Raw genomic sequence first — 11,032 nt, 5'->3', positions numbered from 1 at the left:
ACCGCGGCCGGGGTGGCGCTCACGCCGCTCCCCCTGATCCCGCCGGGAGCGGCGTTCCCTGTCGGCCTCAGTGAGCCGGTGGCGTGGGTGGTCATGCCCGTCCTCCTTGCAGCGCGAAGTCCCTGCCCATCAACGCGTCCTTGGCCGCGTAGGCGCCGCCGAGCAGCGCTCCCCGTGCCCGATGCAGGGCACCGCCGCGGCGGTTGACCAGATCCGTCATCAACTCCTCGTAGCGCGCCCCCACATGGGCCGGGTCGAACCGGGCCGAGGAGACGAGTGCGGCCTGCCTCATCCGCTGCCGCAGAGCGTCGTCGTTCATCAGGCGCAGCAGCGCCGCGGAAACGGCACTCACATCGCCCGTGGGCGCGAGGAGGCCGTCCACCCCGTGGCGGATGATCTCCCCGGGCCCGTGCGGGCAGTCGGTGGCCACCACCGGGAGTCCGCAGCGCATCGCTTCGACGATGGTCATCCCGAAGGACTCCAAGCTCGAAGTGACGGCGCCTATGGACCCCTTGGCCCACTCGGCCTCGATGGGATGCGCCGGGCCCATGAGGAAGACGTGGTTGTAGAGGCCGAGTTCGTCGATGAGGGCGCGCAGTCTGCCGTACTCGCGTCCGCTGCCGTAGATGCGCAGCCCCCAGTCGGGCCGCTCGGCCACGGCACGGCCGAAGGCGCGTATCAGCACGTCGTAGCGCTTGGCGGGGGCGAGCCGCCCGGCCGCGACGACCCACTTGCCGGTGCCGTCGGAGGGCGTGACGTCCGGCTCGGGCACGCTGTTGGGCAGCGCCTCGACGCGCACGCCGGGCAGCCGGAGGACGCTGCGGTAGTCGCGCGCGTCAGCCTCGGTGACCGTGGTGACCGCGTCCAGCCGCGGATAGGTGTCACGCAGCATGAGCTTCAGCCGCGCCGAGTGCGTGGACAGCGTGAGGTGTTCCTGTCCCAGGCGTGCGGGTCCCCGCCGGGTCTGGCGTGCGATGTGCGCGTTGAGCCCCGGTCTGGTGCCGATGACGATGTCCGCCGCGGTGGTGGCCAGGTGCTCGCCGATGCGGCGGTCGGTGAGGGCGCTGTACTGCGGGTGCCTGCCGTCGCTGCGCGGGAACACGCGGGCGGGCAGGGCGTGTTCGGGCTCTGCGCCCTCGTAGCCCGCACTGTCCCGACGCATGTCGACCAGCGACCTCAGCCGTACGCCCGGTCCGGGATCGAAGAACGGCCTGTCCCGGTAACGGAAGACCGAGACGACCTCCACGTCGTGATGTTCGGCAAGTGTCCGCGCCAGGTTGTAAGTGGTGCGGATGGTTCCCCCCATGCCGTACCCGCTGTTGATCAGAAACGAGATGTGCAATTGCCCCGACCCCCACGCTTTCGTCGCGTTCAGTCCCCTACTGCCCGCGTGCTGTTGGCTAGACCGGGTGGGAACGGTGATGGTTGGGCGCTATCACGTGGTTGTTCCAGAAGAGTTCTGACATCGTGAGGCAGATCCTGGAACCTAACTGCCCACTACACCGGTTGAGCAGTCTTCCGATCACGACCGGTTCGCCATCGGTCGGATTCCGCAACGGTTCACGCGTGACCGGGACCACGGATCGCCCGTTGTTCATACGGACAAGAACCGAACGCCAGGAGCGGAGCCCCCGTGTCCCCCATCCTCGATGTCAGCGACGACGTACGCGCCGAGATCGGCGACGATGAAACCAGCAGGCTGCTCACCGGCGAGAACGCCCCGGGCAGCTACGACTGCACCTCCTGCCGCACTCCGGGCGACACCGGCCAAGTGCGCACCAGCACCGTCCTGTTCGTCGGCGAGGAGACCGCGGTACTCGCCTTCGCGCACGCCACATGCGTCCCTTCCCAGGTCGTGAAGGTCTCGGAGGAGGAGGTGCAGGGCGCCGTGCGTACGATCACCGCCGACGCAGCGGCGAGCGTCCCCGGCCATGCGGGCGCAGCCGCCCCCGCGCCGGCCCACACCTTCGCCTACTCGTCCCCCGGTTACGGGACGGCCGACCACGCGGCACCGGCAGGCGCCGCGGTTCCCGGGCCGGCAGCATCGACGGGCGCATCAAGTCCAGCGCCTGAGCGGGCAGTTCTGGGTGTCACATGCGGTCAGATCCTCATCGAGGACACCCTGCACGCCGCTGTCGTCGTCGAGCCGACCACGCGCATCGCCCGCCCCGGAGCGGACGGCTCCTCAGGCGACGACTTCCTACCCCTCCTCATCGAGCAGGGCTTCCTTCCGGTCACCGGCCTCACGCAGACGCCGGCGCCCGTGACGGGCTGGTCGGTGCTGGTCGCCATGGGCCAGCTGCACGCGATCCTGCAGCCGCCCATGAACGGCTCGATGCAGCCCACCGCCTGGTGGCAGGCGCACCAGGCCCTGCCGGTCACCGACGGCTGGCGTACGGCCGCGAACACCAGCAACACGGTGCTCGTCTACGCCGCCCCCGCGGGCACCATCGGCCAGCAGCCCCGCGAGGACCTGCTGCGCGAGGCGCTGGTGCAGGCCGCCGCGCAGGGCGTCCTGGTCGCCGCCGTCATGCCGCTCGCCGGGTCCTGAACCGAGCTGTTCGCACGAACGCTCCTGCACCACCCCTGCGAACAGGTCATTCGCCGCGCCGCCCCGCATCCGCCGGGCGGCGCGGTCGTTGGCACAGACGTGCAGCCTTATGAACCATCCCGCGCCCATCACCCGTACGTCGACCAGCGCCGCATCACCGGCATCCCCGGCATGCGGCTCAGCCACGACAACCCCTCGGGCGGCAGTTCCGCCACACCCATCTACGACTCGCTGTACGCGGAGTACAGCCGGCTCTTCCGTACGCTGCCGGGCGACCGGACCGGCGAGGAGGAGCTGAGGTTCGAGGGCTTCGGCACGGTGCACGGCACGGGCACCGGCCAATGGGGGAACGGCAGTTGGCGCGGCGAGGAATGGCCTCACGAGGTGCTGCCGGCGCGCAGCAAGCACACACCGCCCGCGCTGCCGCCCGGCCGGCACGACGGCCAGCCGTACGGACACTGAGTTCGCGCCGCGTACGCCGGTGCCCACCGGCGTACAGGCGGGACGGCCGGTGTGTCCGGCCGCGAACGCTGAAGATCCCGAACCGCGAGGGCCCGGCACGCTGAGGGCGCCGCACGCATCGGCGTCGCGGCGCCCTCAAAGCGCGATCACGGGCTGATCAGGCCCGTCGGTCACTTCTTCCTGCCGCGCTTCTCCCGCACCCGCACCGAGATGTGGATCGGCGTCCCCTCGAAGCCGAACTCCTCGCGCAGACGCCGCTCGACGAAGCGCCTGTAGCCCGCCTCCAGGAAGCCGGAGGCGAAGAGCACGAACCGGGGCGGCTTGGTGCCGGCCTGCGTCCCGAAGAGGATGCGTGGCTGCTTGCCGCCCCGCACCGGGTGCGGGTTGGCGGCGACGATCTCGCCGAGGAAGGAGTTCAGCTTCCCGGTCGGCACCCGCGTCTCCCAGCCCTCCAGCGCGGTCTCCAGGGCGGGCACGAGCTTCTCCATGTGACGTCCGGTGCGCGCCGAGATGTTCACCCGGGGCGCCCAGCGGACCTGCACCAGGTCCCGGTCGATCTCCCGTTCCAGGTAGAAGCGGCGCTCCTCGTCCAGGTTGTCCCACTTGTTGTACGCGAGGACGAGCGCGCGCCCGGCATCGACCGCCATGGTGATGATGCGCAGGTCCTGCACGCTGATCGACTCCGTGACGTCGATCAGCACCACCGCGACCTCGGCCTTCTCCAGCGCGGCGGCGGTGCGCAGGGAGGCGTAGTAGTCGGCGCCCTCCTGGAGGTGCACACGGCGGCGGATACCGGCCGTGTCGACGAACATCCAGGTCCTGCCCGCCAGTTCGATGAGCTCGTCGACGGGGTCGCGGGTGGTGCCCGCGGTCTCGTTGACGACGACGCGCTCCTCCTTGGCGACCTTGTTCAGCAGAGAGGACTTGCCGACGTTCGGGCGTCCGATGAGCGCGACCCGTCGCGGGCCGCCCACCCTGCCCGCACCGAAGCTCTGTTCGGGCGCCTCGGGCAGGGCGTCCAGCACGACGTCGAGCAGGTCCCCCGTACCGCGCCCGTGCAGCGCCGAGACGGGATGCGGCTCGCCCAGCCCGAGTGCCCACAGGTAGGAGGCGTCGGCCTCCCCCGTCGGGCCGTCGACCTTGTTGGCGCAGAGCACCACGGGCTTGCCCGCCTTGCGCAGCATCCGCACGACGGCCTCGTCGGTGTCGGTCGCGCCGACCTGGGCGTCCACGACGAAGACGACGGCGTCCGCGGCCTCCACCGCGAACTCGGCCTGCGCGGCGACGGATGCCTCCATGCCGAGGACGTCCTGCTCCCAGCCGCCGGTGTCGACGACCTTGAACCGGCGGCCGGCCCACTCGGCCTCGTACGTGACACGGTCCCGGGTCACGCCGGGGCGGTCCTCCACGACGGCCTCGCGGCGTCCGAGGATGCGGTTCACCAGCGTCGACTTGCCGACGTTCGGCCGCCCGACGACGGCGAGCACCGGGAGCGGGCCCTGCGAGGCGTCCTCCAGGGCTCCCTCGACCTCGTCTGCGTCGAAGCCCTCTTCCGCGGCGAGTTCCATGAACTGGGCGAACTCGGCGTCACCGAGCTCGCCGTGCTCGTGGCCGGTCCCGGATCCGGGAAGGCCGTCGTCCTGGTTCTGGTCGTTCATGCCGTCTCGTCCTCGTCGTTCCTGTTCAGGTGGTCTGCTGCCGCCGGAGGTGTCCCTGCGGCTCGCTGCTGTGCCGACGGGCTGCCGGCGCGCGGTGTGTGCTCCTCGTGGCGGAGCGGGCGGGTCATCGTGAGGCGCGCCGCCGGGCGTCCGCCAAGTGGTCCGTCAGCCGCCGCTGGATGCGTACGGTCGCCTCGTCCAGCGCGGAGCGCGTACGGCGCCCACTGCCGTCGCCCGCGTGGAACGGGTCACCGAAGACCACGTCGATCCGGCTGCGCAGTGCCGGGAGCGCCTTCGCGAGCCGGCCGGGCCGGTCGTTGCTCCCCAGAACGGCCACCGGGACGACGGGCGCACCCGAGCGTACGGCGAAGTACGCCAGGCCGGAGCGCAACGAGGCGAAGTCCCCCTCGCCGCGGGTGCCTTCGGGGAAAATACCCAGCACTCCGCCGCGCTCGAGCACGCCCAGAGCGCTCAGGACCGCTCCCCGGTCGGTGGTGTCGCGGTCGACCTCGATCTGCCCGATGCCGCGAAGGAACGGGTCGAGGGGGCCGACGAACGCCTCCTTCTTGATGAGGAAGTGCACGGGGCGGGGGGCGGTGCCCATCAGCATGGGTCCGTCGAGGATGTGCGAGTGGTTGACCGCGAGGATCGCGGGCCCGCTCGCCGGCACCCGCCAGGCGCCCAGCACGCGCGGCCGCCACAGGCCGTACATCAGCCCCACGCCCATCCGGCGCCCGGCCGCGGCCCCCCGCACGCCGGGCACGGAGCCGGTCGATGTCACTTGGAGATCTGCCCCGCCTTCTCGTTCGCCGTCCCCGCCGCCGGGGCCTGCCCCTCACGCTGCTCCTTCGCGGAGGCCGCGCTCTCCACGAGGGTGACCACGCACTCGACGACCTGCTCCAGGGAGAGTTCGGTGGTGTCGACCTCGACGGCGTCGTCCGCCTTCTTCAGCGGGGACGTCTTGCGGCTGGAGTCGGCGGCGTCACGCTTGATCAACGCCTCGCGGGTGGCCGAGACATCGCCGGCCTCCTTGCCCTTCAGCTCCCCGCTGCGGCGTGACGCACGGGCCTCGGGCGAGGCGGTGAGGAAGACCTTCAGATCGGCGTCAGGAAGGACGGTCGTACCGATGTCCCGGCCTTCGACGACGATGCCGCCGGCCGCATCGGCGGCGATCGAGCGCTGGAGCTCGGTGATGCGCGTGCGCACCTCGGGGACCGCGCTGACGGCGCTGACGGCTGCGGTGACCTCCTGGGTGCGGATCGGCCCGGAGGCGTCCACCCCGTCGACGGAGATGGCGGGGGCGGCCGGGTCGGTGCCGGAGACGATCTCGGGCCGGCCGGAGGCCGCGGCCACCGCCTCCGCGTCGCTCACCGGAACGTCGTTGGTCAGCATCCACCAGGTGATCGCCCGGTACTGGGCGCCGGTGTCGAGGTAGCTGAGCCCCAGTGCGGACGCGACTGCCTTGGAGGTGCTGGACTTGCCCGTGCCGGAGGGGCCGTCGATGGCGACAATCACTGCAGACACGCTGTATGGGACCTTTCTCGAACACGGGCAGGGCAGGCGTGGGCCGAACGGCCCCGGCACAAGGCTACCGGCTGAAGGGACCGCTCATTCCTGCCGCCCTCACACCGTGAGCACCGCCCGGGACGGGCTCCCGGCGCACCCTCGCCGTCACGTCCGTCGATGCGTCCGCCGCCGAGTCCGTCACTGCTGGCGGATCGACCAGCCGCGCTCCCGCAGGGCGGCTTCCAGTGCGCCGGCCGCGCCGGGGTCGACCATGAGCTGCACATGACCGGCCTGCTGCCCCGTGGCGTGCTCGATGCGGACGTCCTCGATGTTGACGCCGGCAGAGCCCGCGTCGGCGAAGATCCGGGCCAGCTCCCCCGGCCGGTCACTGATCAGCACCGCCACCGTCCGGTAGGCCGCCGGAGCCTGGCCGTGCTTGCCGGGCACGCGGGCCCGGCCGGAGTTGCCGCGGCGCAGCACGTCCTCGATGCCCGCGACGCCGCCGCCCCGCTTCTCCTCGTCCGCCGAGTCGAGCGCGCGCAGCGCCCGTACGGCCTCGTCCAGGTCGCCCGCCACGTCGGCGAGGATGTCCGCGACCGGGCCCGGGTTGGCGGAGAGGATCTCGACCCACATCGCGGGGTCGGAGGCGGCGATGCGGGTCACGTCGCGGATGCCCTGACCGCACAGGCGCACGGCCGTCTCGTCGGCGGACTCCAGTCGGGCCGCGATCATGCTGGAGAGCAGCTGCGGGGTGTGCGACACGAGGGCGACGGCCCTGTCGTGGGCGTCGGCGTCCATCACCACCGGGACTGCGCCGCACAGCGCGATCAGTTCCAGAGCGAGGTTGAGGACCTCGGTGTCGGTCTCGGCGGTCGGCGTGAGCACCCACGGCCGGCCCTCGAAGAGATCGGCGGTCGCGGCGAGCGGGCCGTTCTGCTCGCGTCCGGACATCGGGTGGCTGCCCAGGTAGCTGACGGGGTCACCGCCCAGCTCCCGCAGCTCCCTGCGCGGACCTCCCTTGACGCTTGCCACGTCCAGGTAGCCGCGCGCGAGACCGCGGCGCTGCACGTCCGCCAGGACCTGCGCCACGTGCGCCGGGGGTACGGCCACGACCGCGAGGTCGACGGGGCCTTCGGGGTCGCTGTCCGTACCCGCGCCGAGTGCCGCGGCCGTACGGACCCGCTCGGGGTCGCTGTCCCTCAGGTGCACCTGCACACCGCGTCCGACGAGGGCGAGCGCCACGGAGGTGCCGATGAGGCCCGTACCGACGACGAGGGCTGTACGCATTACTGGGCGATGTCCTTGCGGAGAGCGGCGGCGGCACCGAGGTAGACGTGGTTGATGCCCGACTTGGGAAGCTCCGACTCGACGTGCGCCAGCACCCGCACCACCCGTGGCATGGCCCCGGCGATGTCCAGTTCCTGCGCGCAGATCAGCGGAACGTCCACGATGCCGAGCTTACGGGCGGCGGCCGCCGGGAATTCGCTGTGCAGGTCGGGGGTGGCCGTGAACCAGACGCTTATGAGGTCGTCCGCCGTCAGGCCGTTCCGCTCCAGCACGTTCGTCATCAGTGCCGAGACCTGCTCGTGCATGTGACCGGCTTCGTCCCGCTCCAGCTGGACGGCTCCCCGCACCGCTCGTACCGCCACGTGCCTGCTCCGCTCCCTGTACGCCGTGCCTCCTACCCTGCCCAGCGTAGATCCGGCCGCCGAGGAGGCGTTGGGGCGGACCGCCCACTGAGACGGCGGCGCCCGCAGCAGTCGCGGGCGCCGGCGGCGGCAGGCTCAGAGGCCGACCTCGTCCATCAGCATCCCGACCTCCGTGTTCGTCATCCGGCGCAGCCAGCCGGACTTCTGGTCGCCCAGCGCGATGGGGCCGAAGCGCGTGCGGACCAGCTTGTCGACCGGGAAACCGGCCTCGGAGAGCATGCGGCGCACGATGTGCTTGCGGCCCTCGTGCAGGGAGACCTCCACGAGGTAGTTCTTGCCGGTGTTCTCCACGACCTTGAAGTGGTCGGCGCGGGCGTAGCCGTCGTCCAGCTTGATGCCGTCCTTGAGGCGCTTGCCGAGATCGCGCGGGATCGGGCCCTGGATGGCGGCGAGGTAGGTCTTCTTCACGCCGTACCGCGGGTGCGTGAGGCGGTGTGCCAGCTCACCGTGGTTGGTGAGCAGGATGATCCCCTCGGTCTCGGTGTCGAGCCGGCCGACGTGGAAGAGGCGCGTCTCACGGTTCTGGACGTAGTCGCCCAGGCACTGCCGCCCCTCCGGGTCCTCCATGGACGCGACGACGCCCGCGGGCTTGTTGAGCGCGAAGAAGACGTGCGACTGGGACGCGATGGTCAGCCCGTCGACCTTGAGCTCGTCCTTGTCGGGGTCCACGCGGACGCCCTGCTCGACGACGATGCCGCCGTTGATCTCCACCCGGCCCTGCTCGATGAGCTCCTCGCACGCCCGGCGCGAGCCCATGCCCGCGCGGGCAAGCACCTTCTGCAGACGCTCGCCCTCCTGGTCGCCGAAGGTCTTGGGGGACTTGACCGCGGGCTTGCTGTGACGGGCGCGGTTGCGCTCCTCGATCTTGGCCTCGTACTCGCGGGGCCTCGCCGGCGCCGACGCGTTGCGGGCACGCGCCTTGGGGGCGCCGCTCTTCGCGGTCTTACGGGGCGCGTTCTTGGCCGCGGCCTTCGCAGCGGCGCTCTTGGGGGCGCCGCCGCGCACGGTGGTCTTCTTCGCCGTTGCCTTCTTCGCGGCCGCGCTCTTCGAGCCGGGGCCGGTGCTCCTCGGACCTGCGGAGGTCTTCTTCGCGGAGCCCTTCACGGGACCACCCTGTGCGGACTTCTGCGCGCGCCCGTCCTTGCGTGCGCCCGGCTTGGAACCGCCCGCCGCGGGCCCCTCGCCCTTCTCGTAGCGGCGCTCCTCCGGCCGCGGACGCCCCGCGCCGCTCTTCTGCCTGCCCCCGCCCTTGTTCCTGCCGTTACCGCCGGTGTTGCTGCCACTGCTTCGCATCAATGATCCGTCTGCGTTCTGTCGGGGACTTCGTCGCCACTGTCGTCTACGTCGAACGACGGCATGCCTTCCTGGGAATCCCCCTCGACGGCCTCCGCCTCCGGGAGGAAGGGCGCCAGCTCCGGAAGCTCGTCCAGGCCGCGCAGGCCGAGTCGCTCCAGAAAGTAATGCGTCGTCCTGTACAGGATCGCACCTGTCTCGGGTTCCGCGCCCGCTTCCTCCACCAGTCCCCGCTGGAGCAGCGTACGCATCACGCCGTCGCAGTTGACTCCGCGTACCGCCGAGACCCGTGAACGGCTCACAGGTTGCCGGTAGGCGACCACGGCGAGCGTCTCGAGCGCGGCCTGCGTGAGACGTGCCTGCTGCCCGTCGAGCACGAAGTTCTCGACGGCTTCAGCGAATTCGGCCCGCGTGTAGAAACGCCAGCCCTCGGCCACGAATCGCAGTTCGAAGCCCCGGCGCTCCCGGTCGTACTCGTCGGCCAACTCCTGCAGCGCGTCCGCGATCTCCCTGCGCTGCCGCCCCAGCACCTTCGCCAGATGTTCCTCGGTGGCCGGTTCGTCGACGACCATCAGCACGGCTTCCAACGCGGGCTTGAGCTCCAGTTGCTCGACTTCGCCGGCGTCGTCCTGCTCGTCCTCCGGCACCGACGGCACCTCGCGGACCATGTCGGTCTCGAGCGCGTCCTGGATCTCGTACGTCTCCTCGCTCATGCCTGCATCTCCTCCTGGGGCTCCGGGTCCGGCTGTGGCTCCTGCCCGGACCCGGCCTGGTCTTCCGGCTGCTGGGGGCGGGGCCGCTCCCGCTGAGGGCGGGGCTGCTCCCGGTCGTCCGGCTGTGGCTCCTGCCCCGACTCGGCCTGGTCTTCCGGCTGCTGGGGGCGGGGCTCCTGGTCGAACTCGTCCGTCACCACGGGTTCCGCGCCCTCCTCGCCGCTCCAGCGGACCATGAGCAGCCCCAACGCCTCTTCCTGGTCGAGGGACACGGCACGTTCGCGATAGAGCTCCAGCAGCGCGAGGAAGCGCGCGACGACGGTCAACGTGTCCGGTGCGTCCTCCGTGAGCTGCTGGAAGGTGACCTCGCCCAGCTCCCTGAGTCGTGCGACCACCAACTCCGCCTGTTCGCGCACGCTCACGAGCGGGGCGTGGATGTGCTCGACGTACACCTGCGGCTTCGGCTTGGGCTGCATCGCCTTCACCGCGAGGCGGGCGAAGCCCTCCGGGCCGATGCTGATGGCCACTTCGGGGAGCAGCTCGGCGTGATGCGGCTCGAGACCGACGGTACGAGGGTGGCGGTGCGCCTCGTCCGCCATGCGCCTCGCGAAGATCCCGGCGATCTCCTTGTACGCGCGGTACTGCAACAGCCGCGCGAAGAGCAGGTCCCGGGCCTCCAGCAGCGCGAGATCCGCCTCGTCCTCCACCTCGGCGGAAGGCAGCAGCCGTGCGGCTTTCAGGTCCAGCAGCGTGGCCGCGACGACCAGGAACTCGGTGGTCTGGTCGAGGTCCCAGTCCGGTCCCATGGCGTGGATGTAGGACATGAACTCGTCGGTGACCTTGGAGAGTGCGACCTCCGTCACATCCAGCTTGTGCTTGGAGATCAACTGGAGAAGGAGGTCGAAGGGGCCTTCGAAGTTGTCGAGCACGACCTTGAAGCGGCCGTCGTCGGGCTGCTCTTCGTCCTTGGGCGCTTCGGCGGCGGGTGGCTCGTGCCCCGGCGTCTCGTCCGCCGGCGCTTCGCCTGCGGGTGCTTCGTCGCCCGGTGCCGCCTCGTCGCCGTTCTGCGCTGGCTCCTGCGACGTCCCGTCCGCGGGCTGTCCCCCTGAGCGACCTGGTGCAGATTGGGCTCCGTGGGGA

11 protein-coding genes are annotated in these 11,032 nt (G+C 71.1%); 2 read left to right on the top strand and 9 right to left on the bottom strand.

Annotation, left to right across the window (positions count from 1 at the left end; translation table 11 throughout):
- Positions 1 to 91: 91 nt before the first annotated feature.
- Positions 92 to 1,342 carry a glycosyltransferase family 4 protein gene (locus H5J26_RS23385; RefSeq protein ID WP_181767916.1) on the bottom strand — a complete coding sequence of 417 codons (1,251 nt, stop codon included), beginning with the start codon at positions 1,340 to 1,342 and terminating at the stop codon, positions 92 to 94.
- A 291-nt stretch (positions 1,343 to 1,633) separates the two neighbouring features.
- On the opposite strand from H5J26_RS23385, the gene H5J26_RS23380 reads away from it, so the two are divergent.
- Both H5J26_RS23380 and H5J26_RS23375 read left to right on the top strand, forming a co-directional pair.
- Positions 1,634 to 2,551, top strand: a complete 918-nt coding sequence (locus H5J26_RS23380; protein ID WP_181767915.1) for a hypothetical protein — start codon at positions 1,634 to 1,636, stop codon at positions 2,549 to 2,551.
- Between the two features lie 99 nt (positions 2,552 to 2,650).
- Entirely contained in the window at positions 2,651 to 3,013 is a 363-nt protein-coding gene (locus tag H5J26_RS23375; RefSeq protein ID WP_309238036.1) for a hypothetical protein, read from the top strand.
- Between the two features lie 170 nt (positions 3,014 to 3,183).
- On the opposite strand, the gene der is transcribed toward H5J26_RS23375, so the two are convergent.
- From der to H5J26_RS23335, 8 genes are all read right to left on the bottom strand, one after another.
- Complete coding sequence (gene der / locus H5J26_RS23370; protein ID WP_181767914.1) at positions 3,184 to 4,671, bottom strand: ribosome biogenesis GTPase Der; 1,488 nt, start codon at positions 4,669 to 4,671, stop codon at positions 3,184 to 3,186.
- A gap of 124 nt (positions 4,672 to 4,795) precedes the next feature.
- Positions 4,796 to 5,398, bottom strand: coding sequence for a lysophospholipid acyltransferase family protein (locus H5J26_RS23365; protein WP_181767919.1), 603 nt, complete (start codon positions 5,396 to 5,398; stop codon positions 4,796 to 4,798).
- 50 nt (positions 5,399 to 5,448) lie between these two features.
- Complete coding sequence (gene cmk / locus H5J26_RS23360) at positions 5,449 to 6,186, bottom strand: (d)CMP kinase (protein WP_181767918.1); 738 nt, start codon at positions 6,184 to 6,186, stop codon at positions 5,449 to 5,451.
- Positions 6,187 to 6,375: 189 nt separating this feature from the next.
- Positions 6,376 to 7,464, bottom strand: a complete 1,089-nt coding sequence (locus H5J26_RS23355; RefSeq protein WP_181767913.1) for a prephenate dehydrogenase — start codon at positions 7,462 to 7,464, stop codon at positions 6,376 to 6,378.
- Positions 7,464 to 7,826, bottom strand: coding sequence for a chorismate mutase (gene aroH / locus H5J26_RS23350; RefSeq protein ID WP_181767912.1), 363 nt, complete (start codon positions 7,824 to 7,826; stop codon positions 7,464 to 7,466). Before aroH ends, H5J26_RS23355 begins: the two co-directional genes overlap by 1 nt.
- 135 nt (positions 7,827 to 7,961) lie before the next feature.
- A complete protein-coding gene (locus H5J26_RS23345; protein WP_181767911.1) occupies positions 7,962 to 9,179 on the bottom strand; it encodes a pseudouridine synthase in 1,218 nt (405 codons plus the stop codon).
- Positions 9,179 to 9,847 carry an SMC-Scp complex subunit ScpB gene (gene scpB / locus H5J26_RS23340; RefSeq protein ID WP_235980983.1) on the bottom strand — a complete coding sequence of 223 codons (669 nt, stop codon included), beginning with the start codon at positions 9,845 to 9,847 and terminating at the stop codon, positions 9,179 to 9,181. Before scpB ends, H5J26_RS23345 begins: the two co-directional genes overlap by 1 nt.
- 41 nt (positions 9,848 to 9,888) lie before the next feature.
- On the bottom strand, positions 9,889 to 11,032 hold a 1,144-nt coding region (locus H5J26_RS23335; protein ID WP_235980981.1), incomplete at its 5' end, for a segregation and condensation protein A.

Source organism: Streptomyces albidus (ex Kaewkla and Franco 2022), from assembly GCF_013870515.1.
Classification (GTDB): Bacteria; Actinomycetota; Actinomycetes; order Streptomycetales; family Streptomycetaceae; genus Streptomyces; species Streptomyces albidus.
Note: the sequence above shows the minus strand (reverse complement) of the source record. Positions and strands in the feature narration are given on the sequence as shown.

Excerpts from the sequence above, each read along its gene's own strand:
- H5J26_RS23355 (WP_181767913.1), bottom strand. The coding sequence starts at position 7,464 with ATGCGTACAGCCCTCGTCGTCGGTACGGGCCTCATCGGCACCTCCGTG.
- der (WP_181767914.1), bottom strand. The coding sequence starts at position 4,671 with ATGAACGACCAGAACCAGGACGACGGCCTTCCCGGATCCGGGACCGGC.
- H5J26_RS23345 (WP_181767911.1), bottom strand. The coding sequence starts at position 9,179 with ATGCGAAGCAGTGGCAGCAACACCGGCGGTAACGGCAGGAACAAGGGC.
- scpB (WP_235980983.1), bottom strand. The coding sequence starts at position 9,847 with ATGGTCCGCGAGGTGCCGTCGGTGCCGGAGGACGAGCAGGACGACGCC.
- H5J26_RS23365 (WP_181767919.1), bottom strand. The coding sequence starts at position 5,398 with ATGGGCGTGGGGCTGATGTACGGCCTGTGGCGGCCGCGCGTGCTGGGC.